Raw genomic sequence first — 22,251 nt, 5'->3', positions numbered from 1 at the left:
ACACGGCGGCTCCTCCCGAACCGCGGGACTGTCAGCCCTCCTTGGCCTGTTCGCGGACCTTCTCGGCGATCTGAGCGGGCATCGGCTCGTGCCGTGCGTAGCTGCGGTTGAAGCGCGCGGTGCCGTGGGAGATCGAGCGCAGGTCGACGGCGTACCGCCCGATCTCGATCTCCGGCACCTCGGCCCGTACGACCGTACGCCCGCCGCCGGCCTGCTCGGTGCCCACGACGCGGCCGCGCCGCCCGGACAGGTCGCTCATGACGGGCCCCACGTAGTCGTCGCCGACCAGGACCGTCACCTCGGCGACCGGCTCCAGGAGGTGGATCCGCGCGTCGGCCGCCGCCTCGCGCAGCGCCAGCGCACCGGCCGTCTGGAACGCCGCGTCCGAGGAGTCCACGGAGTGCGCCTTGCCGTCGCGCAGCGTGACCCGTATGTCGATGAGCGGGTAACCGGCCGCGACTCCCTTGGCCGCCTGGGCCCGCACGCCCTTCTCGACGGAGGGGATGAACTGCCGCGGCACGGCACCGCCGACGACCTTGTCCACGAACTCGATGCCCGAGCCGCCCGGCAGCGGCTCGACCTCGATCTCGCAGATCGCGTACTGCCCGTGCCCGCCGGACTGCTTCACATGACGGCCGCGGCCCTCCGACCTGGTCGCGAACGTCTCCCGCAGGGAGACCTTGTGCGGGACCACGTCGACCTGGACGCCGTACCGGCTGCGGAGCCGTTCCAGCGCCACGTCGGCGTGTGCCTCGCCCAGGCACCAGAGCACCACCTGGTGGGTGTCCTGGTTCTGCTCCAGGCGCATGGTGGGGTCCTCGGCGACCAGCCGGGCGAGGCCCTGGGAGAGCTTGTCCTCGTCCGCCTTGCTGTGTGCCTGGATGGCGAGCGGCAGCAGCGGGTCGGGCATCTCCCACGGCTCCATGAGCAGCGGGTCGTCCTTCGCGGAGATCGTGTCGCCGGTCTCCGCGCGGTTCAGTTTCGCCACGCACGCCAGGTCGCCCGCTATGCAGTGCGACAGGGAACGCTGCTGTTTGCCGAAGGGCCTGGTCAGGGCGCCGATTCGCTCGTCCACGTCGTGGTCCTCGTGGCCGCGGTCGGCCAGCCCGTGCCCGGAGACGTGCACTGTCTCGTCGGGACGCAGGGTGCCCGAGAAGACCCGGACCAGCGACAGCCGGCCCACGTAGGGGTCGCTGGCCGTCTTCACGACCTCCGCGACCAGCGGCCCGTCCGGGTCGCAGGCCTTGACCTCGCGGGGTTTGCCGTCCGGGGTGGTGACCGTCGGCGCCTCGTGCTCCAGCGGGGTCGGGAAGCCGCCGGTGACCAGTTCGAGGAGCTCGACCGTGCCGATGCCCTGCCGGGCGCCGTCGGCCGCGGGGGCGGCGGCCAGCACGGGGAAGAAGACCCCGCGCGCGACGGCCCGCTCCAGGTCCTCCACGAGTGTCTTGAAGTCGATCGTCTCGCCGCCGAGATAGCGGTCCATGAGGGTCTCGTCCTCGCTCTCGGAGATGATCCCCTCGATCAGCCGGTTGCGGGCCTCCTCGATGAGCGGCAGCTGGTCTTCGCCCGGCTCGGACTCCTTGCGCTCCCCGGTGGAGTAGTCGAACAGCTTCTGTGACAGCAGTCCGATCAGGCCCGTCACCGGAGCGTGCCCGTCCGGCCCCTGCGGTCCGTGCAGCGGCAGGTACAGCGGCAGCACGGCGTCGGGGTCGTCCGCGCCGAAGGCCTCCGCGCAGGTCCGGGTCATCTCGTCGAAGTCGGCCCGGGCCGCTTCGAGGTGGGTGATCACGATGGCGCGCGGCATGCCGACCGCCGCGCACTCCTCCCACACCATCCGCGTCGAGCCGTCCACCCCGTCCGAGGCCGAGACGACGAAGAGGGCCGCGTCCGCCGCTCGCAGACCGGCCCTGAGCTCCCCGACGAAGTCGGCGTATCCGGGAGTGTCCAGAAGGTTGATCTTGATGCCGTCCCATTCGACGGGCACCAGGGAGAGCTGCACCGAGCGCTGCTGACGGTGCTCGATCTCGTCATAGTCGGAGACGGTGCCGCCGTCCTCCACACGGCCCGCCCGGTTCACCGCTCCCGCTGTCAGCGCGAGAGCCTCCACCAGAGTCGTCTTGCCCGATCCGCTGTGGCCGACCAGCACCACATTCCGTACGGACGCGGGGTGGTCGGCCGCCGTAGCCCTGCCGGCGGCTCCGGGGTGTGCGTTCGCCTTGTCGCCCATGATCCTGCCTCCCGTGCACGGTGAGGTCACTGTGGGCGCGGACACGCGGACCCGCGTGCGATGGCGGCTCCGATGACGCCCGCGGTCCTTCGAGCTTTCCACTCCCGTCACGGTGCGTCCATACGACGGACGTGATCGTGCCGTTACGACGGACGTGATCGTGCCGTTACGACGGACGTGACCGTGCCTTTTCGAGGCCGGCGACAGGCGCGCCATCACGGCGTGACCAGGCCGCTGCCAGGACGTGACACGGGGCTCGGGTGCCCGGCCCTCGCGCACGCACGCGCCTGGCTACGATGGGCCCGCCGGTGGCCAGCAGGGGCCGCGCGGCCCACCGACCCTCGGGAAGGCCATGCTGAACAAGTACGCGCGTGCTTTCTTCACGCGTGTTCTCACACCGTTCGCCGCGTTTCTCATCCGTCGCGGGGTCAGCCCCGACACGGTCACGCTCCTCGGCACTGCCGGAGTGGTCGCGGGCGCGCTGGTCTTCTATCCCCGCGGCGAGTTCTTCTGGGGCACGGTCGTGATCACGCTGTTCGTGTTCTCCGACCTGGTCGACGGCAACATGGCGCGCCAGCTGGGCCGCTCCAGCCGCTGGGGTGCGTTCCTGGACTCCACGCTCGACCGGGTCGCCGACGGCGCGATCTTCGGCGGCTTCGCCCTCTGGTACGCGGGCAACGGCGACGACAACGTGCTGTGCGCCGTCTCCATCTTCTGCCTGGCCAGCGGCCAGGTCGTGTCGTACACCAAGGCACGGGGAGAATCGATCGGCCTGCCGGTCGCCGTGAACGGTCTGGTGGAGCGCGCCGAGCGGCTGGTCGTCTCCCTGGTCGCGGCGGGCCTCGCGGGACTGCACGCGTTCGGCGTGCCCGGCATCCAGTACCTGCTGCCCGTCGCCCTGTGGATCGTCGCCGTCGGCAGCCTCGTCACGCTGATCCAGCGGGTCGTCACGGTGCGTCGCGAGTCCGCCGAGGCGGAGGCCGCCGAAGCCGCCGCCTCCGAGAACGCCTCGCAGGGGACGTCCGGGAACGAGAACGCCTCGCAGGGGAGTGAGGCGACGTCGTGAGCAACGTGCAGGAGCGGCTGACGGACGCCTTGTACGGTCTCGGCTGGAGCACGGTCAAGAAGCTCCCCGAACCCGTCGCCGTGCGTCTGGGCCGCACCATCGCCGACCTCGCCTGGAAACAGCGCGGCAAGGGCGTACTGCGGCTGGAGAGCAACTACGCGCGCGTGGTGCCGGGCGCGTCCCCCGAGCGCCTCGCCGAATTGTCCCGGGCGGGCATGCGCTCCTACCTGCGCTACTGGATGGAGTCGTTCCGTCTCCCCGCGTGGAGCGAGGACCGGATCAAGAACGGTTTCGTCCCGCAGGACCTGCATCACCTCACCGAGGGCCTCGCCGCGGGCAAGGGCGTCATACTCGCGCTGCCGCACCTGGGCAACTGGGACCTCGCGGGCGCCTGGGTCACCACCAAGCTCCGGATCCCCTTCACGACCGTCGCGGAACGCCTCAAGCCCGAGACGCTGTACGACCGTTTCGTCGCCTACCGCGAGGGCCTCGGCATGGAGGTCCTGCCGCACAACGGCGGCTCGGCCTTCGGCACGCTGGCCCGGCGGCTGCGCGACGGCGGTCTGGTCTGCCTGGTCGCCGACCGCGACCTGTCCGCGTCCGGCGTCGAGGTCGACTTCTTCGGCGAGAAGACCCGCATGCCCGCCGGGCCGGCCCTCCTCGCCCAGCAGACCGGCGCGCTGCTGCTCCCCGTGACGCTCTGGTACGACGAATCTCCCGTGATGCGGGGCAGAGTGCACCCTCCGATCGCGGTACCCGAGTCAGGTACGCGCGCCGAGAAGACGTCTGTCATGACACAGGCGCTGGCAGACGCCTTCGCCACGGGGATCGCCGACCACCCGGAGGACTGGCACATGCTGCAGCGCCTGTGGCTCGCCGACCTGGACCCCGCCATGGCACCCGGGAACCGGGACGCCGCGGAGGCATCCGGGAAGGAGACACCGTGAGGATCGGCATCGTCTGCCCGTACTCCTGGGACGTGCCCGGCGGCGTCCAGTTCCACATCCGCGACCTGGCCGACCACCTCATCCGCCTCGGGCACGACGTGTCCGTGCTCGCCCCCGCGGACGACGACACGCCACTGCCGCCGTACGTCGTCTCCGCGGGCCGCGCGGTCCCGGTGCCCTACAACGGCTCGGTGGCCCGCCTCAACTTCGGCTTCCTGTCGGCGGCCCGCGTACGGCGCTGGCTGCACGACGGCACGTTCGACGTGATCCACATCCACGAGCCGGCCTCGCCGTCGCTCGGTCTGCTGACCTGCTGGGCCGCCCAGGGCCCGATAGTGGCCACCTTCCACACGTCGAACCCCCGCTCACGGGCGATGGTCGCCGCGTACTCGATCCTCCAGGCGGCCCTGGAGAAGATCAGCGCCCGGATCGCGGTGAGCGAGTACGCCCGGCGCACCCTGGTGGAGCACCTGGGCGGGGACGCCGTCGTCATCCCGAACGGCGTGGACGTCGACTTCTTCGCCCGTGCCAAGCCCAGGCCCGAGTGGCAGGGGGACACGATCGGCTTCATGGGGCGCATCGACGAGCCCCGCAAGGGCCTGCCCGTGCTCATGAAGGCGCTGCCGAAGATCCTCGCCGAACGCCCGCGGACACGGCTCCTGGTCGCCGGGCGCGGGGACGAGGAGGAGGCCGTGGAGAACCTGCCCAAGGACATGCGCGACCGGGTCGAGTTCCTCGGCATGATCAGCGACGAGGACAAGGCGCGCTTCCTGCGCAGCGTCGACCTGTACGTCGCGCCGAACACCGGGGGCGAGAGCTTCGGCATCATCCTCGTCGAGGCCATGTCGGCGGGCGCACCCGTCCTCGCGTCCGACCTCGACGCCTTCGCCCAGGTCCTGGACCAGGGCGCGGCGGGAGAGCTGTTCGCCAACGAGGACGCCGACGCACTGGCCGCCTCGGCCGTACGGCTGCTCGGTGACCCGGAGCGGCGCGAGGAACTGCGCAGGCGAGGCAGCGCGCACGTCCGCCGCTTCGACTGGTCGACCGTCGGCGCGGACATCCTGTCCGTGTACGAGACGGTGACCGACGGGGCGGCCGCCGTCGCCGCCGACGAACGCACGGGTCTGCGCGCGCGGTTCGGCTTGATACGGGACTGACGGGCCCGCGGGACGCACGGCACTGCGGGACGCACGGGACTCGGGACTGACGGGACTCGGGTCTGACCGGACTCGGGTCTGACCGGACTCGGGTCTGGTGGGATTGACGGGACGGACGGGATTGACTGGGGCCGACGACCACGAGGGCGCGTGCTGTGCCCCCGCGCGCGGGGACGATCCTCGGCACAGGGCAGCGGGTTCGGTCTTCCGTCTCACTGTTCCGGGGCCCCGGTCACAGACCGCCACGGCGCACGACGCGGCCGCCGTTTCCCTGTCCGGAGGCGAGTTCCGCATGGGCGACGCCTTCGGCGAGGGCTACCCCGAGGACGCGGAGGGGCCGGTCCGGACCGTGCGGGTGGCCCCCTTCCGGATCGACACGACGGCCGTCACCAACGCCCGGTTCGCCGACTTCGTCCGCGCCACGGGGTACCGCACCGAGGCGGAGCAGTACGGCAGTTCGTTCGTGTTCCATCTGATGCTCCACCCACGCGCGCGGGAGTCCGTCCTCGGCGCGGTCGCCGGCGCGCCGTGGTGGCTCGGTGTCGAGGGGGCCAGCTGGAGGGCGCCCGAGGGACCCGGATCACGGATCGCCGCGGACCGGGAGCACCACCCGGTCGTGCACGTCTCGTACAACGACGCGCTGGCGTACTGCACTTGGGCGGGGGCCAGGCTGCCCACCGAGGCGGAGTGGGAGTACGCGGCGCGCGGGGGACTTCAGGGGCGGCGCTACCCCTGGGGCGACGACTTCGCACAGGACCGTGTGAACACCTGGCAGGGCGACTTCCCCCGGGTGAGCACCAAGCCGGCGGGCACGACCGGAACGGTTCCCGTGGACGCGTACGAGCCCAACGGCTTCGGCCTGTACAACACGTCGGGCAACGTGTGGGAGTGGTGCGCCGACCGCTTCTCGGCCTCCGGCGGGGACCGGGTCATCCGGGGCGGCTCGTACCTGTGCCACGCCTCGTACTGCAACCGCTACCGGGTCGCCGCGCGGTCGAGGAACACGCCCGACTCCTCCACGGGACACGGGGGTTTCCGGTGCGCCTGGGACGTGAGGGGGGCGTGACGGCGCACCGGTGGCCTTGCCGCTAGCCTTGCCGCCCGTGACGGCAACCCTCATCTGGATCCTCGTCGGCCTGGTCGTGATCGGCCTCTACCTCAGCTGGACCGCGGGCCGACTCGACCGGCTGCACGCGCGCATCGACGCCGCCCGGGCCGCCCTGGACGCGCAACTGCTGCGCCGCGCCTCGGTCGCGCAGGAACTGGCCACCTCCGGGGTGCTCGATCCGGCCGCCTCCATCGTGCTGTACGAGGCCGCCCACGCGGCGCGGCAGGCGGAGGAGGAGCAACGCGAGGTCGCCGAGAGCGAGTTGAGCCAGGCCTTGCGGGCCGTGTTCGCGGAGGCGCAGCAGGTGGAGGCAGTACGGGAGGCGCCGGGCGGGGAGGACGCGGCGAGGGAGCTGGGCCAGGCGGTGCGGCGCGTGCCGATGGCCCGCCGCTTCCACAACGACGCGGTGCGTGCGGCGCGTGCGCTCCGGCGTCACCGGAAGGTCCGCTGGTTCCGTCTCGCGGGGCACGCCCCGTTCCCCCTGGCCTTCGAGATGGACGACGAGCCACCGGCGGCACTGGCGGACCGCGCGAGCGCGTGAGCCCGGGGCGGGTTGTCTCGCCCCCACCGCCCGTACCCGTCCCATCCCTGGGGGCTGCGCCCCCAGACCCCCGCGTATCGGCCTTCGGCCTCGTCCTCAAACGCCGGACGGGCTGAATCTTCAGCCCCTTGGGGGCACCTCCCAGCGGTAGCTGGGGGAGTTTGAGGAGCGGGGTCCGGGGCGGAGCCCCGGATGGAGGTCCCCCCGCTCGAGCGGAGCCGAGAGTGGGGGAGGGACGGGCAGGGGCGGCGGGGGCGAAAACGATCCACCGCCTCCCTATTGGCCCTTGCCGTGGCCTGCACCGGTCACGTTTCCTCAGTGCTGCAGAAAAACCCCCTCTTCCCGAGCGAGGTCGAACCCGTGTCCAGCACGCTCTCCCACACCGCCCAGCCCGACCAGAACACCGCGACCGGCACCGCACGCGTGAAGCGCGGCATGGCCGAGCAGCTCAAGGGCGGTGTGATCATGGACGTCGTCACCCCGGACCAGGCGAAGATCGCCGAGGACGCGGGCGCCGTCGCGGTCATGGCCCTGGAACGGGTCCCCGCGGACATCCGCAAGGACGGCGGCGTGGCCCGCATGTCCGACCCGGACATGATCGAGGGCATCATCAACGCGGTCTCCATCCCCGTGATGGCCAAGTCGCGCATCGGCCACTTCGTCGAGGCCCAGGTGCTCCAGTCCCTCGGCGTCGACTACATCGACGAGTCCGAGGTCCTCACCCCGGCCGACGAGGTCAACCACTCGGACAAGTGGGCGTTCACGACCCCGTTCGTCTGCGGCGCCACCAACCTCGGCGAGGCCCTGCGCCGCATCGCCGAGGGCGCCGCCATGATCCGTTCCAAGGGTGAGGCCGGCACCGGCAACGTCGTCGAGGCAGTCCGCCACCTGCGCCAGATCAAGAACGAGATCGCCCGCCTCAAGGGCTTCGACAACCACGAGCTGTACGCCGCCGCCAAGGAGCTGCGCGCCCCGTACGAGCTCGTCAGGGAGGTCGCCGAACTCGGCAAGCTGCCGGTGGTCCTCTTCTCCGCCGGCGGTGTCGCGACCCCCGCCGACGCCGCGCTCATGCGCCAGCTCGGCGCCGAGGGCGTCTTCGTCGGCTCGGGCATCTTCAAGTCCGGCGACCCGGCCAAGCGTGCCGCCGCCATCGTGAAGGCCACCACCTTCTACGACGACCCGAAGATCATCGCCGACGCCTCCCGCAACCTGGGCGAGGCCATGGTCGGCATCAACTGCGACACCCTCCCCGAGACCGAGCGCTACGCCAACCGCGGCTGGTAATCCCCGTCCAAGGACTGCACATACATGACTGACGCACCCGTCACAGGCGTCCTGGCCCTCCAGGGCGACGTACGGGAGCACCTCATCGCCCTGGCCGCGGCCGACGCCGTGGCCAGGCCGGTGCGGCGCCCCGAGGAACTCGCCGAGGTGGACGGTCTCGTCATCCCCGGCGGCGAGTCCACCACGATCTCCAAGCTGGCCATCCTCTTCGGAGTGATGGAGCCCCTCCGCGCGCGCGTGCGCGCCGGTATGCCCGTCTACGGCACCTGCGCCGGCATGATCATGCTGGCGGACAAGATCCTCGACCCGCGCTCGGGCCAGGAGACGGTCGGCGGCATCGACATGATCGTGCGCCGCAACGCCTTCGGGCGGCAGAACGAGTCCTTCGAGGCGGCGGTCGACGTACGGGGCATCGAGGGCGATCCTGTAGAGGGCGTCTTCATCAGGGCCCCCTGGGTCGAGTCCGTCGGCGCCGGGACCGAGGTGCTCGCCGAGCACGACGGCCACATCGTCGCCGTACGCCAGGGCAACGCGCTCGCCACGTCGTTCCACCCGGAACTGACCGGAGACCACCGTCTGCACGCGCTGTTCGCCGAGATGGTGCGCGAGAGCCGGACACCGGGCGCCTTGTAGGATCTCTGGAGTTCGTTTCAGAGATGGGTTACGCGAAGGAGACAGGCAGATGTCCGGCCACTCTAAATGGGCCACGACGAAGCACAAGAAGGCCGTGATCGACGCCAAGCGCGGCAAGCTCTTCGCGAAGCTGATCAAGAACATCGAGGTCGCGGCGCGCATGGGCGGTGTGGACCTGGACGGTAATCCGACGCTGTACGACGCCGTGCAGAAGGCGAAGAAGCAGTCGGTTCCGAACAAGAACATCGACTCGGCGATCAAGCGCGGTGGCGGTCTCGAGGCGGGTGGCGCCGACTACGAGACGATCATGTACGAGGGCTACGGCCCGAACGGCGTCGCGGTCCTCATCGAGTGCCTCACCGACAACCGCAACCGCGCTGCCTCCGACGTCCGCGTCGCCATGACCCGCAACGGTGGCTCGATGGCCGACCCGGGCTCCGTCTCCTACCTCTTCAACCGCAAGGGCGTCGTCATCGTCCCCAAGGGCGAGCTGACCGAGGACGACGTCCTGGGCGCCGTGCTCGACGCGGGCGCCGAGGAGGTCAACGACCTCGGTGAGAGCTTCGAGGTCATCAGCGAGGCCACCGACCTGGTCGCCGTCCGCACCGCCCTCCAGGACGCCGGGATCGACTACGACTCCGCCGAGGCCAACTTCGTCCCGACCATGCAGGTCGAGCTGGACGAGGAGGGCGCCAAGAAGATCTTCAAGCTGATCGACGCCCTGGAGGACAGCGACGACGTGCAGAACGTCTTCGCCAACTTCGACGTGAGCGACGACGTCATGGCGAAGGTCGACGCGTAACGCTGCCGCGAGCTCAGCGGTGTCGGCGGGCCGGTGGGACACGTCCTATCGGCCCGCTGCTGTTGTCAGTGGCAGCCGATAGCCTGGCGGGACTTCGAAGATCACCATCCACGGGGAGGTCTGGGTGCGCGTACTGGGGGTGGACCCGGGACTGACCCGGTGCGGTGTCGGTGTCGTGGAGGGCGTCGCGGGACGCCCGTTGACGATGCGCGCCGTCGGTGTCGTACGGACGCCCGCGGACGCCGAGTTGGGGCACCGTCTCGTCGCCGTCGAGCAGGGCATCGAGCAGTGGCTCGACGAGCACGGGCCCGACTTCGTCGCGGTGGAGCGGGTGTTCAGCCAGCACAACGTACGGACCGTCATGGGCACAGCCCAGGCCAGCGCCATCGCCATGCTCTGCGCCGCACGCCGCGGCATCCCCGTCGCCCTGCACACCCCCAGCGAGGTCAAGGCCGCCGTCACCGGCAGCGGACGCGCCGACAAGGCCCAGGTCGGCGCGATGGTCACCCGGCTGCTGCGGCTCGACGCGCCACCGAAGCCGGCCGACGCCGCCGACGCCCTCGCGCTCGCCATCTGCCACATCTGGCGTGCTCCCGCCCAGAACCGGCTCCAGCAGGCCGTGGCCCGGCACGCAGCCAACGCAACGAAAGGCCGTACTGCATGATCGCCTTCGTCAGCGGCACGGTCGCCGCACTCGCTCCCGACGCCGCGGTGGTCGAGGTCGGCGGGGTCGGCATGGCCGTCCAGTGCACGCCGAACACGCTGTCCACGCTCAGGGTCGGCCAGTCGGCCAAACTCGCCACCTCCCTCGTCGTACGCGAGGACTCGCTGACCCTCTACGGCTTCGTGGACGACGACGAGCGCCAGGTCTTCGAGCTGCTCCAGACGGCGAGCGGGGTCGGCCCCCGCCTCGCCCAGGCGATGCTGGCCGTGCACACGCCCGACGCCCTGCGCCGCGCCGTGTCGACCGGTGACGAGAAAGCGCTGATCGCCGTCCCCGGCATCGGCAAGAAGGGCGCCCAGAAGCTGCTCCTGGAGCTGAAGGACCGGCTGGGCGAGCCGATCGGCGCACCGGCGGTCGGCACCCCGGTCACCCAGGGCTGGCGCGACCAGCTGCACGCCGCCCTGATCGGCCTCGGGTACGCGACCCGCGAGGCCGACGAGGCCGTGTCCGCCGTGGCACCCCAGGCGGAGGCCGCGGGCGGCACGCCCCAGGTCGGCCAGTTGCTGAAGGCGGCCCTGCAGACCCTGAACCGAGCCCGCTGACCCACCACACCCCGAGGCACGCCACATGAACTGGGACGACACGACCGACGCCGCCGCCGCCGAGCGGCTCGTCGGTGCGTCCGCCGACCGTGAGGACCAGGCCGTCGAGGCCGCCCTGCGCCCCAAGGACCTGGACGAGTTCATCGGCCAGGAGAAGGTCCGCGAGCAGCTCGACCTCGTGCTGCGGGCGGCACGCGCGCGGGGAGCGACCGCCGACCACGTCCTCCTCTCCGGCGCCCCCGGCCTCGGCAAGACCACCCTCTCGATGATCATCGCCGCCGAGATGGGCGCCCCCATCCGCATCACCAGCGGCCCCGCCATCCAGCACGCGGGCGACCTGGCCGCGATCCTGTCCTCGCTGCAGGAGGGCGAGGTCCTGTTCCTCGACGAGATCCACCGCATGTCCCGGCCCGCCGAGGAGATGCTCTACATGGCGATGGAGGACTTCCGCGTCGACGTCATCGTCGGCAAGGGCCCGGGAGCGACCGCCATCCCCCTCGAACTTCCCCCCTTCACGCTGGTCGGCGCCACCACGCGCGCGGGCCTGCTGCCCCCGCCGCTGCGCGACCGCTTCGGCTTCACCGCGCACATGGAGTTCTACGAACCCGCCGAGCTGGAGCGCGTCATCCACCGCTCCGCGCACCTGCTGGACGTCGAGATCGGAGCCGAGGGCGCCGCCGAGATCGCGGGCCGCTCCCGGGGCACGCCCCGTATCGCCAACCGCCTGCTGCGCCGCGTCCGGGACTACGCGCAGGTCAAGGCCGACGGAGTCATCACCAGGGACATCGCCGCGGCCGCCCTCGCCGTCTACGAGGTCGACGCCCGCGGCCTCGACCGCCTCGACCGCGCCGTACTCGAGGCCCTGCTGAAGCTCTTCAGCGGCGGCCCCGTCGGCCTGTCCACCCTCGCCGTCGCCGTGGGGGAGGAGCGTGAGACGGTCGAGGAGGTCGCCGAGCCCTTCCTCGTCCGCGAGGGACTTCTCGCCCGCACCCCGCGCGGACGGGTCGCGACCCCCGCGGCATGGGCGCACCTCGGCCTCACCCCGCCCCGCGGGGCCACCGGGACAAACGGACAACAGGACCTGTTCGGTACGTGACAGCGGGGGCATTGGCCGCATCAGGAACCCGGGTGCGATGCTGAGCGTTGTTCCTTGCGCGCGGACTCGCTTAGACTCCGCCGATGCCGCCTTTGTCGGCGGCACACATACCCCCAACCATCAGGCCGCTCACCATCGCGGTCGTGTGAAGGAAGTTCCCACCCGTGAGTCTCGTGACCCTCCTCCCGTTCATCGTGCTCATCGGGGCCATGTTCCTGATGACCCGCTCGGCCAAGAAGAAGCAGCAGCAGGCGGCCGACATGCGGAACCAAATGCAGCCCGGCAGCGGTGTCCGCACCATCGGGGGCATGTACGCGACGGTGAAGGAGGTCAACGAGGACACGGTCCTCCTCGACGCCGGGCCGGGCGTGGAACTGCTCTTCGCGAAGAACGCGATCGGCGCCGTCCTCACCGACGACGAGTACAACCGCATCGTCCACGGCATCGAGCACGACCTGAAGTCCGACATCGTGCCGGACGACGCCTCCTCCCTCACCGAGACCGACGAGCCCGCCGCCGACGCTTCCGCCGCCTCCGACGACAAGCCCATCGACCTTGGTAAGAAGGACGCGGACGGCGACGCGGCCGACGAGCCCGCCGAGGCGAAGGCCGACGACGACGCGGAGCCGAAGAAGACCGACGGCGAGTCCGACGCGAAGTAGCCACGCTCCCGGGTGACGCGGCACGACCAGTTCGTGCCGCGTCACCCGGGTCGTGCCGTTCTCGCACGGAGTCCCGACACCATGTCATGGCCGCCCAGACGCTCGACCGGCGTCGAGGCGGCCCGAGAGGGAGTTACGAGAAGGTGGCAGCACCGAAGAAGGGCCGGAGCGCGAGCGCCCAGAGCAAACCAGGCCGCGCACTGGCCCTCATCCTGATCGCCATCGCGGCGCTCACCGGGGGAATGTTCGCCTCCGGACACACCACTCCACGGCTCGGCATCGACCTCGCCGGCGGCACCAGCATCACGCTGGAAGCGCAGAACGAGCCCGGCCAGCCGAACGCGATCAACAAGACCAACATGGACACCGCGGTCTCCATCATGGAGCGCCGTGTCAACGGTCTTGGCGTCCAGGAGGCGGAGGTCCAGACGCAGGGCGATCGCAACATCATCGTCAACATCCCCAAGGGCACGAACTCCAAGCAGGCCCGGGAACAGGTCGGCACCACCGCCAAGCTCTACTTCCGCCCGGTCGTGACCACCGAGGTGTCCGGCAACGGAGCCTCGCCCAGCCCGAGCACCAGCCCCAGCGGCTCTCCGAGCCCCTCGCCCTCGGATAAGGCCGGCGACAAGGACAGCGACAACGAGAAGGCGACCTCGTCCTCCTCCGCCACGCCGTCCTCCTCCGCCACCTCGCAGGGCCGCGCCGTCACCGACGCCCTGAAGGCGGACCCCACGCCGAGCGGCTCCGCGTCCGCGAAGGCCGACAGCTCCCCGTCCGCGAGCGCCAGCGGTGGCGCCGACACGACGAAGCTCCAGGCCGCGTACGCCGCCCTCGACTGCACCAAGCCGGCCCAGCGCGCCAAGGCCGGTGACGGAGCCAAGCCCGGCGACTCCATCGTCGCCTGCGGCCAGAACTCCCAGAAGCAGTGGCAGAAGTACATCCTCGGCCCGGCCGCGGTCGCCGGCACCGACGTCGACGAGGCCCAGGCGGTCTTCGACACGCAGAGCGCCGCGGGCTGGAAAGTCACCATGAAGTTCACGTCCGGTGGCGCCAAGAAGTTCGCCGATGTCACCGGCCAGCTCTCCAAGAACCAGCCCCCGCAGAACCAGTTCGCGATCGTGCTCGACGGCGACGTCGTCTCCGACCCGTCCGTCAGCCAGTCGATCACCGGTGGCAACGCCGAGATCTCCGGCAGCTTCAGCCAGGAGGAAGCCCAGGGTCTGGCCAACATGCTGAAGTACGGCGCGCTCCCCCTCACCTTCAAGGAGGCGAGCGTCACCACGGTGACCGCCGCGCTCGGTGGTGAGCAGCTCGAAGCGGGTCTGATCGCCGGCGCCATCGGCCTCGCCCTGGTCGTGATCTACCTGCTGGTCTACTACCGCGGCCTGTCCCTCATCGCCATCGCGTCACTGCTGGTGTCCGCGGCCCTGACCTACGCGATCATGTCGCTGCTCGGCCCTGCCATCGGCTTCGCGCTCAACCTGCCGGCCGTCTGCGGCGCGATCGTCGCGATCGGCATCACGGCGGACTCGTTCATCGTGTACTTCGAACGCGTCCGGGACGAGATCCGCGAGGGCCGCTCGCTGCGCCCCGCCGTCGAGCGGGCCTGGCCGCGCGCCCGGCGCACCATCCTGGTCTCCGACTTCGTGTCGTTCCTCGCCGCCGCGGTGCTGTTCGTCGTGACCGTCGGCAAGGTCCAGGGCTTCGCGTTCACCCTCGGTCTGACCACCCTGCTCGATGTGGTCGTGGTGTTCCTCTTCACCAAGCCACTGCTGACGATCCTCGCCCGCAGGAAGTTCTTCGCGAACGGTCACAGCTGGTCCGGCCTCGACCCGAAGCGACTGGGTGCCCGGCCGCCGCTGCGCCGCACCCGCCGTCCCGCCGCCCCCGTCGACCCGAAGGAGGCCTGAGATGTCGAAACTCGGCGACCTCGGTGCCCGACTCCACCGCGGCGAGGTCGGTTACGACTTCGTCGGCAACCGCAAGATCTGGTACGGCATCTCGATCCTGATCACCATCACGGCCATTCTCGGCCTGACGGTGCGCGGCCTGAACATGGGCATCGAGTTCCAGGGCGGCGCCGTCTTCACCACCCCGAAGACCAGCGTCTCGGTCGCCCAGGCCGAGGAGTACGCGGAGGAGGCGGCCGGCCACGACGCGATCGTGCAGGAGCTCGGCACGGGGGGCTTGCGCATCCAGGTCTCCGGCGTCGACACCGGCAAGTCCGACGGGATCAAGGAAGAGCTCGCCAAGGACCTCAAGGTCGACTCCGAGAAGATCAACGCCGACCTGGTCGGCCCCAGCTGGGGTGACCAGATCGCCAACAAGGCCTGGCAGGGACTCGGGATCTTCCTGGTCCTCGTGGTGATCTACCTGGCGATCGCGTTCGAGTGGCGCATGGCCATCGCGGCGTTCGTCGCCCTGATCCACGACATCACGATCACGGTGGGCATCTACGCCCTCGTCGGCTTCGAGGTGACACCGGGCACGGTGATCGGTCTGCTGACGATCCTCGGTTACTCGCTCTACGACACGGTCGTCGTCTTCGACAGCCTCAAGGAGCAGACGAAGGACATCACGAGGCAGACCCGCTGGACCTACGGGGACATCGCCAACCGTTCGATCAACAGCACCCTGGTGCGTTCGATCAACACCACGGTGGTCGCGCTGCTGCCGGTCGCGGGCCTGCTGTTCATCGGCGGCGGTGTCCTCGGCGCGGGCATGCTCAACGACATCTCGCTGTCGCTGTTCGTCGGCCTCGCCGCCGGCGCGTACTCCTCGATCTTCATCGCCACGCCGCTCGTCGCCGACCTCAAGGAACGCGAGCCGCAGATGAAGGCGCTGAGGAAGCGCGTCCTGGCCAAGCGGGCCCAGACCGCCCAGGGCGAGCCCGCCCAGGCGGAGGGCGACGACGAGGCGTACGGCGACGAGCCGGAGGACGCGACCCCCGCGGTCGTCGGCCCGCGCAACCAGCCCGCGTCCCGCGGCCGCGGCCGCGGCCGGCCCTCGGGGAAGCGCCGATGACCGCCGTCAGGGACCTGCTCCTCAGCCGTATCCGCGACATCCCCGACTACCCGGAGCCGGGCGTGATGTTCAAGGACATCACGCCGCTGCTCGCCGACCCGGCGGCGTTCACCGCGCTCACCGACGCGCTCGCGGAGTTCGTCGTCCAGCACCGTGCGACGAAGATCGTCGGCCTGGAGGCCCGCGGGTTCATACTCGGCGCACCCGTCGCGGTCCGCTCCGGGGTGGGCTTCATCCCGGTACGCAAGGCGGGCAAGCTCCCCGGAGCGACCCTCGGCCAGGCGTACGACCTGGAGTACGGCTCCGCGGAGATCGAGGTGCACGCCGAGGACCTGTCGGCGGGCGACCGCGTCATGGTCATCGACGACGTCCTCGCCACCGGCGGCACCGCCGAGGCCTCCGTCCAGCTCATCCGCCGGGCGGGAGCCGAGGTCGCGGGCGTCTCCGTCCTGATGGAGCTCGGGTTCCTGGGCGGCCGCGCCCGCCTCGAACCGGCCCTGGAGGGCGCCCCGCTGGAGGCCCTGCTCCAGGTCTGAGCACCGCCACGACAGGCGCGGACAAGGTTCGCGCCACCCGTACGACACCGCTGAGGCGGGCCCCGGAGGAATCCGGCGCCCGCCTCTCGTGTTGCCCGGGCAGCGGACCGTCTGACCGGCCGAAGGCGAGTCCGGAGCCGAGGATCGCTACCATGGGGTCTCCGGAGCCTGCCGGGGGACCCGGATCGCGCACGAGGAGTCCTCTTGCCAGATGAGGCCCAGCCACTGACCGCCGCCAAGCCCGAGTCCGCCTCGGGAGCCGCGGCCACGCCCGCGCCGAGCGAGAAGAACGCCGCGCAGGGCTCGGTCGAGCACGCCCAGTCCGCGCCCGTCGGCAAGGCCGCCGAGCCGGCGCGCCCCAAGCCCGCTCCTCCCACGCCCCCGGCCCGGACGGCCGCCGGTCAGCCCGCGCGCTCCGGCTCCTCCAACCGCGTGCGCGCCCGCCTGGCCCGCCTCGGCGTCCAGCGCTCCAACCCGTACAACCCGGTCCTCGAGCCGCTGCTGCGGATAGTGCGCAGCAACGACCCGAAGATCGAGACGGCCACGCTCCGCAAGATCGAGACCGCCTACCAGGTCGCTGAGCGCTGGCACCGCGGCCAGAAGCGCAAGAGCGGCGACCCGTACATCACCCACCCGCTCGCGGTGACGACGATCCTCGCCGAACTCGGCATGGACCCGGCCACGCTCATGGCCGGCCTGCTGCACGACACCGTCGAGGACACCGAGTACGGCCTGGACCAGCTCCGCCGCGACTTCGGCGACCAGGTGGCGCTGCTCGTCGACGGCGTGACCAAGCTGGACAAGGTCAAGTTCGGCGAGGCCGCCCAGGCCGAAACCGTCCGCAAGATGGTCGTCGCCATGGCCAAGGACCCCCGCGTCCTGGTCATCAAGCTCGCCGACCGCCTGCACAACATGCGCACCATGCGCTACCTGAAGCGCGAGAAGCAGGAGAAGAAGGCGCGCGAGACCCTGGAGATCTACGCGCCGCTCGCCCACCGCCTGGGCATGAACACCATCAAGTGGGAGCTGGAGGACCTCGCCTTCGCGATCCTCTACCCCAAGATGTACGACGAGATCGTCCGCCTCGTCGCCGAGCGTGCCCCCAAGCGCGACGAGTACCTCGCCATAGTGACCGACGAGGTCCAGTCCGACCTGCGCGCGGCCCGCATCAAGGCGACCGTCACCGGCCGCCCGAAGCACTACTACAGCGTCTACCAGAAGATGATCGTCCGCGGCCGTGACTTCGCGGAGATCTACGACCTGGTGGGCATCCGCGTCCTGGTGGACACGGTCAGGGACTGCTACGCGGCCCTGGGCACCGTCCACGCCCGCTGGAACCCGGTTCCGGGGCGGTTCAAGGACTACATCGCGATGCCCAAGTTCAACATGTACCAGTCGCTCCACACGACGGTCATCGGGCCCAACGGCAAACCGGTCGAACTCCAGATCCGCACGTTCGACATGCACCGCCGCGCCGAGTACGGCATCGCCGCGCACTGGAAGTACAAGCAGGAGGCCGTCGCGGGCGCCTCCAAGATCCGCACCGACGTGCCCAAGTCGTCCGGGAAGAAGGACGACCACCTCAACGACATGGCGTGGCTGCGCCAGTTGCTGGACTGGCAGAAGGAGACCGAGGACCCGGGCGAGTTCCTGGAGTCGCTGCGCTTCGACCTCTCCCGCAACGAGGTCTTCGTCTTCACGCCCAAGGGCGACGTCATAGCGCTCCCGGCCGGCGCGACCCCCGTCGACTTCGCCTACGCGGTCCACACCGAGGTCGGCCACCGCACCATAGGCGCCCGCGTGAACGGGCGCCTGGTCCCGCTGGAGTCCACCCTGGACAACGGCGACCTGGTGGAGGTCTTCACCTCCAAGGCGACCGGCGCGGGCCCGTCCCGCGACTGGCTCGGCTTCGTGAAGTCCCCGCGCGCCCGCAACAAGATCCGCGCCTGGTTCTCCAAGGAGCGCCGCGACGAGGCCATCGAACAGGGCAAGGACGCCATCGCCCGCGCGATGCGCAAACAGAACCTGCCGATCCAGCGCATCCTCACCGGCGACTCCCTCGTGACCCTCGCCCACGAGATGCGCTACCCGGACATCTCGTCCCTGTACGCGGCGATCGGCGAGGGCCACGTGGCCGCGCAGAACGTCGTGCAGAAGCTGGTGCAGGCTCTCGGCGGCGAGGAGGCGGCCACCGAGGAGATCGACGAGGCCGTACCGCCGTCCCGCGGCCGCAGCCGCAAGCGGCGCAGCAGCCAGGACCCCGGCGTCGTGGTCAAGGGCGTCGAGGACGTGTGGGTGAAGCTCGCCCGCTGCTGTACGCCCGTCCCCGGCGACCCGATCATCGGCTTCGTCACGCGGGGCAGCGGCGTGTCGGTTCACCGCAACGACTGCGTCAACGTCGACTCCCTGTCCCGCGAACCCGAGCGCATCCTCGACGTCGAGTGGGCGCCCACCCAGTCCTCGGTCTTCCTGGTCGCCATCCAGGTCGAGGCCCTGGACCGCTCCCGCCTGCTCTCCGACGTCACGCGCGTGCTCTCCGACCAGCACGTCAACATCCTGTCGGCCGCGGTCCAGACGTCCCGCGACCGCGTGGCCACGTCCCGCTTCACCTTCGAGATGGGCGACCCGAAGCACCTGGGGCACGTCCTGAAGGCCGTGCGCGGCGTCGAGGGCGTGTACGACGTGTACCGGGTGACGTCGGCGCGCAGGCCGTCGTAACCCCAACCCCACCGCACCACGACGAGGGCCGCCGTACGTGACGTACGGCGGCCCTCGTGGCAGCTACTACCGGTGTGTCAGCCGCCGAATTCCTGCAGGCCCTTCAGCGCCTGGTCCAGCAGCGCCTGGCGGCCCTCCAGCTCCTTCTCGAGCTTGTCGGCCTTGGCGTTGTTGCCCTGCGCGCGCGCCTGCTCGATCTGGCCCTTCAGCTTGTCCACGGCCGCCTGGAGCTGGCCCGTGAGCCCCTCGGCCCGGGCACGCGCCTCCGGGTTCGTACGGCGCCACTCGGCTTCCTCGGAGTCCTGCAGGGCACGCTCCACGGCGTGCATCCGGCCCTCCACCTTCGGGCGGGCGTCCCGCGGGACGTGGCCGATGGCCTCCCAGCGCTCGTTGATGGAGCGGAACGCGGCACGCGCCGCCTTCAGGTCCGTGATCGGCAGCAGCTTCTCCGCCTCCTCGGCCAGCTCCTCCTTGAGCTTGAGGTTCTCGGCCTGCTCGGCGTCACGCTCCGCGAACACCGAGCTGCGCGCCGCGAAGAAGATGTCCTGGGCACCGCGGAAGCGGTTCCACAGGTCGTCCTCGTGCTCGCGCTGGGCGCGGCCCGCGGCCTTCCACTCGGACATCAGCTCACGGTAGCGGGCGGCCGTCGGCCCCCAGTCGGTCGAGTTCGACAGGGACTCGGCCTCCGCGACCAGCCGCTCCTTGGTCTTGCGGGCCTCCTCGCGCTGCGCGTCCAGCTGCGCGAAGTGCGCCTTGCGACGCTTGGAGAACGCCGAGCGCGCGTGCGAGAAGCGGTGCCACAGCTCGTCGTCCGACTTGCGGTCGAGCCGCGGCAGCCCCTTCCAGGTGTCCACCAGCGAGCGCAGCCGCTCACCGGCCGCCCGCCACTGGTCGGACTGCGCCAGCTCCTCCGCCTCGGCGACCAGGGCCTCCTTGGCGTGCCGTGCCTCGTCCGACTGCTTCGCGCGTTGCGCCTTGCGCTCCTCACGACGCGCCTCGACGGCCTCGACCAGCTTGTCCAACCGCGTCCGCAGGGCATCCAGGTCACCCACGGCGTGGTGCGCGTCGACCTGCTCCCGGATGTGGTCGATGGCGGCCTGGGCGTCCTTCGCCGACAGGTCGGTGGTCTTCACTCGCTTCTCGAGGAGGCCGATCTCGACAACCAGGCCCTCGTACTTGCGCTCGAAGTAGGCCAGCGCCTCCTCGGGAGAGCCGGCCTGCCAGGAACCGACGACCTGCTCGCCGTCGGCCGTACGCACGTACACGGTCCCCGTCTCGTCGACGCGGCCCCACGGGTCGCTGCTCACAGCGCCTCCTCCACATGATGCCTGCGAAGGGCTGTAGCACCCCCGGCATCGTCCACAGTTTCGTCACGGCCAACATAGGCGACCGGCGGGGCGGCTGTCCGCATCCCGCGCGACCGAAATTACGCGGTGGGCGGTCAGCTCTCCTTGACAGTCGCCTTGTTGATCACAACCGTCGCGTTCGGCGTGCCGTCGCCCTGCCCCGTGCTCTCGCCCGCCTTGGCGATCTTCTGCAGGACCTTCATCCCCGATTCGGAAATCGTGCCGAACGGTGTGTAGTCGGCCGGGAGCTGACTGTCCTGGTAGACGAGGAAGAACTGGCTGCCGCCGCTGTTGCGGCCCTCCTTCGTCTGGGCGTTGTACTGGTTCGCCATGGCCACGGTGCCCGCCGGGTACACCCCGCCCTTCAGGCTCTTGTCCTTCAGGTTCTCGTCCGGGATCGTGTACCCCGGCCCGCCCATGCCGGTGCCCTCCGGGTCCCCGCACTGCAGGACGTAGATCCCGGCGGTGGTGAGCCGGTGGCACTTCGTGTGGTCCAGGTACCCCTTGTTGACCAGGAAGTTGAACGAGTTCACCGTGCGCGGGGTCTTCGCCGCGTCCATGGTGATGGGGATGTCACCGCAGGTGGTCCGCAGATCCATCGTGTACTTCGCGGTCCTGTCGACGGTGATCGCGGGCTCTTTCTTGTACGAGAGCTTCTTGACCTTGCCCTCGGCGGGCTTCTCGCACGGGTCCGGAGCCTTGCTCGGCGAGGCGCTCGGCGTCACCTCCGCGCTCGCGTTCTCCTTCTTGCCGTCGTCCTTGAGCACCCCGGTCGTGTACAGCGCCACGCTGCCTATCAGGATCACACCGAGGACCGACGCGATCACGGCATTGCGGGCACGTGCCTTGCGTCGTGCGGCGGTGCGCCGCTGCTGCTGCCGCAAGAACTTCTCCCGGGCGAGCTGACGCCGCCGCTGTTCCTGGCTGACCACCGGGTTCTCTCCTCATGCGTCTCGTACGTCGGACGGTACGCGTGCGACTACTGAGCCGACCGCTTGTGTGTGCCCCGTACCGTATATGGGTTCGCTGAGGAAACGGCAGCGCCGGTAGGCTCTGACGCGCAGCAAACCAGCCCGTACTCCACAATCCGAAGGACGATCGTGCTCATTGCCGGGTTCCCCGCCGGGGCCTGGGGGACCAACTGTTATCTGGTCGCCCCCGCCGCCGGAGAGGAGTGCGTGATCATCGACCCGGGCCACCAGGCCGCCCAGGGAGTCGAGGAAACGCTGAAGAAGCATCGGCTCAAGCCCGTCGCCGTCGTCCTCACCCACGGACACCTCGACCACGTGGCCTCGGTCGTCCCGGTGTGCGGCGCGCACGACGTCCCGGCGTGGATCCACCCCGACGACCGCTACATGATGAGCGACCCGGAGAAGGCGCTCGGCCGTTCCATAGGGATGCCGCTGCTGGGCGAACTGACCGTGGGGGAGCCCGACGACGTCAAGGAGCTGACGGACGGGTCGAAGCTGGAACTGGCCGGTCTTGAACTGTCCGTCGCGCACGCGCCCGGCCATACCAAGGGGTCGGTGACGTTCCGGATGCCCGAGACGGCGGACATCCCGTCCGTGTTCTTCTCCGGGGACCTGCTCTTCGCCGGCTCCATCGGACGCACCGACCTGCCCGGCGGCGACATGGCCGAGATGCTCGACTCGCTGGCCCGTGTGTGCCTGCCGCTCGACGACTCGACCGTGGTGCTGTCCGGCCACGGCCCCCAGACGACCATCGGCCAGGAGCGCGCCACCAATCCGTATCTGCGGCAAGTGGCCGCAGGCCACCAAGAACGCGGTGAGGGTACTGACACCCCTCCCCGACGAGGAATGTGACGAGAGACCTTC

20 protein-coding genes are annotated in these 22,251 nt (G+C 70.4%); 17 read left to right on the top strand and 3 right to left on the bottom strand.

Features of this window, described 5'->3' with window-relative positions:
• Positions 1 to 31 precede the first annotated feature (31 nt).
• The gene (locus tag ACZ49J_RS35630) at positions 32 to 2,227 is read right to left on the bottom strand and encodes an elongation factor G-like protein EF-G2 (RefSeq protein WP_467454984.1); all 2,196 of its coding nucleotides are present in this window, start codon (positions 2,225 to 2,227) and stop codon (positions 32 to 34) included.
• Positions 2,228 to 2,579: 352 nt separating this feature from the next.
• Between ACZ49J_RS35630 and pgsA the strand changes: the two genes are divergently transcribed.
• From pgsA to ACZ49J_RS35550, 16 genes are all read left to right on the top strand, one after another.
• Positions 2,580 to 3,293: a phosphatidylinositol phosphate synthase gene (gene pgsA, locus ACZ49J_RS35625; RefSeq protein ID WP_467454986.1), complete on the top strand. Its 714-nt coding sequence runs from the start codon at positions 2,580 to 2,582 to the stop codon at positions 3,291 to 3,293.
• On the top strand, positions 3,290 to 4,240 hold the full coding sequence (locus ACZ49J_RS35620; protein ID WP_467454987.1) for a phosphatidylinositol mannoside acyltransferase: 951 nt from the start codon (positions 3,290 to 3,292) through the stop codon (positions 4,238 to 4,240). The genes pgsA and ACZ49J_RS35620 overlap by 4 nt, the downstream gene beginning before the upstream one ends.
• Positions 4,237 to 5,397: a glycosyltransferase family 4 protein gene (locus ACZ49J_RS35615; RefSeq protein ID WP_467454989.1), complete on the top strand. Its 1,161-nt coding sequence runs from the start codon at positions 4,237 to 4,239 to the stop codon at positions 5,395 to 5,397. Before ACZ49J_RS35620 ends, ACZ49J_RS35615 begins: the two co-directional genes overlap by 4 nt.
• Positions 5,398 to 5,518: 121 nt before the next feature.
• Positions 5,519 to 6,463, top strand: coding sequence for a formylglycine-generating enzyme family protein (locus tag ACZ49J_RS35610; RefSeq protein ID WP_467454991.1), 945 nt, complete (start codon positions 5,519 to 5,521; stop codon positions 6,461 to 6,463).
• 37 nt (positions 6,464 to 6,500) lie between these two features.
• Positions 6,501 to 7,046, top strand: a complete 546-nt coding sequence (locus tag ACZ49J_RS35605; RefSeq protein ID WP_467454993.1) for a LemA family protein — start codon at positions 6,501 to 6,503, stop codon at positions 7,044 to 7,046.
• A gap of 360 nt (positions 7,047 to 7,406) precedes the next feature.
• Positions 7,407 to 8,330 (top strand): pyridoxal 5'-phosphate synthase lyase subunit PdxS, encoded by a 924-nt coding sequence (gene pdxS / locus ACZ49J_RS35600; protein WP_467454994.1) that lies wholly within the window; start codon positions 7,407 to 7,409, stop codon positions 8,328 to 8,330.
• 24 nt (positions 8,331 to 8,354) lie between these two features.
• Positions 8,355 to 8,963 carry a pyridoxal 5'-phosphate synthase glutaminase subunit PdxT gene (pdxT, locus tag ACZ49J_RS35595; RefSeq protein ID WP_467454996.1) on the top strand — a complete coding sequence of 203 codons (609 nt, stop codon included), beginning with the start codon at positions 8,355 to 8,357 and terminating at the stop codon, positions 8,961 to 8,963.
• 49 nt (positions 8,964 to 9,012) lie between these two features.
• Positions 9,013 to 9,765, top strand: coding sequence for a YebC/PmpR family DNA-binding transcriptional regulator (locus ACZ49J_RS35590; protein ID WP_128378378.1), 753 nt, complete (start codon positions 9,013 to 9,015; stop codon positions 9,763 to 9,765).
• A gap of 124 nt (positions 9,766 to 9,889) precedes the next feature.
• A complete protein-coding gene (gene ruvC / locus ACZ49J_RS35585) occupies positions 9,890 to 10,429 on the top strand; it encodes a crossover junction endodeoxyribonuclease RuvC (protein WP_467454997.1) in 540 nt (179 codons plus the stop codon).
• The gene (ruvA, locus tag ACZ49J_RS35580; protein ID WP_467454999.1) at positions 10,426 to 11,031 is read left to right on the top strand and encodes a Holliday junction branch migration protein RuvA; all 606 of its coding nucleotides are present in this window, start codon (positions 10,426 to 10,428) and stop codon (positions 11,029 to 11,031) included. The genes ruvC and ruvA overlap by 4 nt, the downstream gene beginning before the upstream one ends.
• A gap of 25 nt (positions 11,032 to 11,056) precedes the next feature.
• The gene (gene ruvB, locus ACZ49J_RS35575) at positions 11,057 to 12,127 is read left to right on the top strand and encodes a Holliday junction branch migration DNA helicase RuvB (RefSeq protein WP_467455001.1); all 1,071 of its coding nucleotides are present in this window, start codon (positions 11,057 to 11,059) and stop codon (positions 12,125 to 12,127) included.
• 164 nt (positions 12,128 to 12,291) lie between these two features.
• Positions 12,292 to 12,789: a preprotein translocase subunit YajC gene (gene yajC, locus ACZ49J_RS35570; protein ID WP_467455002.1), complete on the top strand. Its 498-nt coding sequence runs from the start codon at positions 12,292 to 12,294 to the stop codon at positions 12,787 to 12,789.
• A 143-nt stretch (positions 12,790 to 12,932) separates the two neighbouring features.
• Positions 12,933 to 14,702, top strand: coding sequence for a protein translocase subunit SecD (gene secD, locus ACZ49J_RS35565; RefSeq protein ID WP_467455004.1), 1,770 nt, complete (start codon positions 12,933 to 12,935; stop codon positions 14,700 to 14,702).
• Between the two features lies 1 nt (position 14,703).
• Positions 14,704 to 15,816, top strand: a complete 1,113-nt coding sequence (secF, locus tag ACZ49J_RS35560; RefSeq protein ID WP_467455006.1) for a protein translocase subunit SecF — start codon at positions 14,704 to 14,706, stop codon at positions 15,814 to 15,816.
• Positions 15,813 to 16,352 carry an adenine phosphoribosyltransferase gene (locus ACZ49J_RS35555; RefSeq protein ID WP_467455008.1) on the top strand — a complete coding sequence of 180 codons (540 nt, stop codon included), beginning with the start codon at positions 15,813 to 15,815 and terminating at the stop codon, positions 16,350 to 16,352. Before secF ends, ACZ49J_RS35555 begins: the two co-directional genes overlap by 4 nt.
• A gap of 204 nt (positions 16,353 to 16,556) precedes the next feature.
• On the top strand, positions 16,557 to 19,070 hold the full coding sequence (locus ACZ49J_RS35550) for a RelA/SpoT family protein (protein ID WP_467455010.1): 2,514 nt from the start codon (positions 16,557 to 16,559) through the stop codon (positions 19,068 to 19,070).
• Between the two features lie 77 nt (positions 19,071 to 19,147).
• On the opposite strand, the gene ACZ49J_RS35545 is transcribed toward ACZ49J_RS35550, so the two are convergent.
• Together ACZ49J_RS35545 and ACZ49J_RS35540 are read right to left on the bottom strand one after the other, a co-directional pair.
• Entirely contained in the window at positions 19,148 to 20,377 is a 1,230-nt protein-coding gene (locus ACZ49J_RS35545; protein WP_467455012.1) for a DUF349 domain-containing protein, read from the bottom strand.
• Between the two features lie 134 nt (positions 20,378 to 20,511).
• Positions 20,512 to 21,348, bottom strand: coding sequence for a peptidylprolyl isomerase (locus ACZ49J_RS35540; protein WP_467455014.1), 837 nt, complete (start codon positions 21,346 to 21,348; stop codon positions 20,512 to 20,514).
• A 168-nt stretch (positions 21,349 to 21,516) separates the two neighbouring features.
• Here ACZ49J_RS35540 and ACZ49J_RS35535 point away from each other — a divergent pair, with 168 nt between their 5' ends.
• Positions 21,517 to 22,239, top strand: a complete 723-nt coding sequence (locus ACZ49J_RS35535) for an MBL fold metallo-hydrolase (protein WP_467455016.1) — start codon at positions 21,517 to 21,519, stop codon at positions 22,237 to 22,239.
• Positions 22,240 to 22,251: the final 12 nt, after the last annotated feature.

It is taken from the genome of Streptomyces sp. NPDC030840 (assembly GCF_055572015.1).
The sequence above is the reverse complement of the archived record's forward strand: the minus strand, read 5'-3'. Positions and strand labels throughout refer to the sequence as shown.

Coding starts and splice junctions, on each gene's coding strand:
- ruvA (WP_467454999.1), top strand. CDS start 10,426: ATGATCGCCTTCGTCAGCGGCACGGTCGCCGCACTCGCTCCCGACGCC.
- ruvB (WP_467455001.1), top strand. CDS start 11,057: ATGAACTGGGACGACACGACCGACGCCGCCGCCGCCGAGCGGCTCGTC.
- ACZ49J_RS35630 (WP_467454984.1), bottom strand. CDS start 2,227: ATGGGCGACAAGGCGAACGCACACCCCGGAGCCGCCGGCAGGGCTACG.
- ACZ49J_RS35555 (WP_467455008.1), top strand. CDS start 15,813: ATGACCGCCGTCAGGGACCTGCTCCTCAGCCGTATCCGCGACATCCCC.
- secF (WP_467455006.1), top strand. CDS start 14,704: ATGTCGAAACTCGGCGACCTCGGTGCCCGACTCCACCGCGGCGAGGTC.
- pdxT (WP_467454996.1), top strand. CDS start 8,355: ATGACTGACGCACCCGTCACAGGCGTCCTGGCCCTCCAGGGCGACGTA.
- ACZ49J_RS35590 (WP_128378378.1), top strand. CDS start 9,013: ATGTCCGGCCACTCTAAATGGGCCACGACGAAGCACAAGAAGGCCGTG.
- pgsA (WP_467454986.1), top strand. CDS start 2,580: ATGCTGAACAAGTACGCGCGTGCTTTCTTCACGCGTGTTCTCACACCG.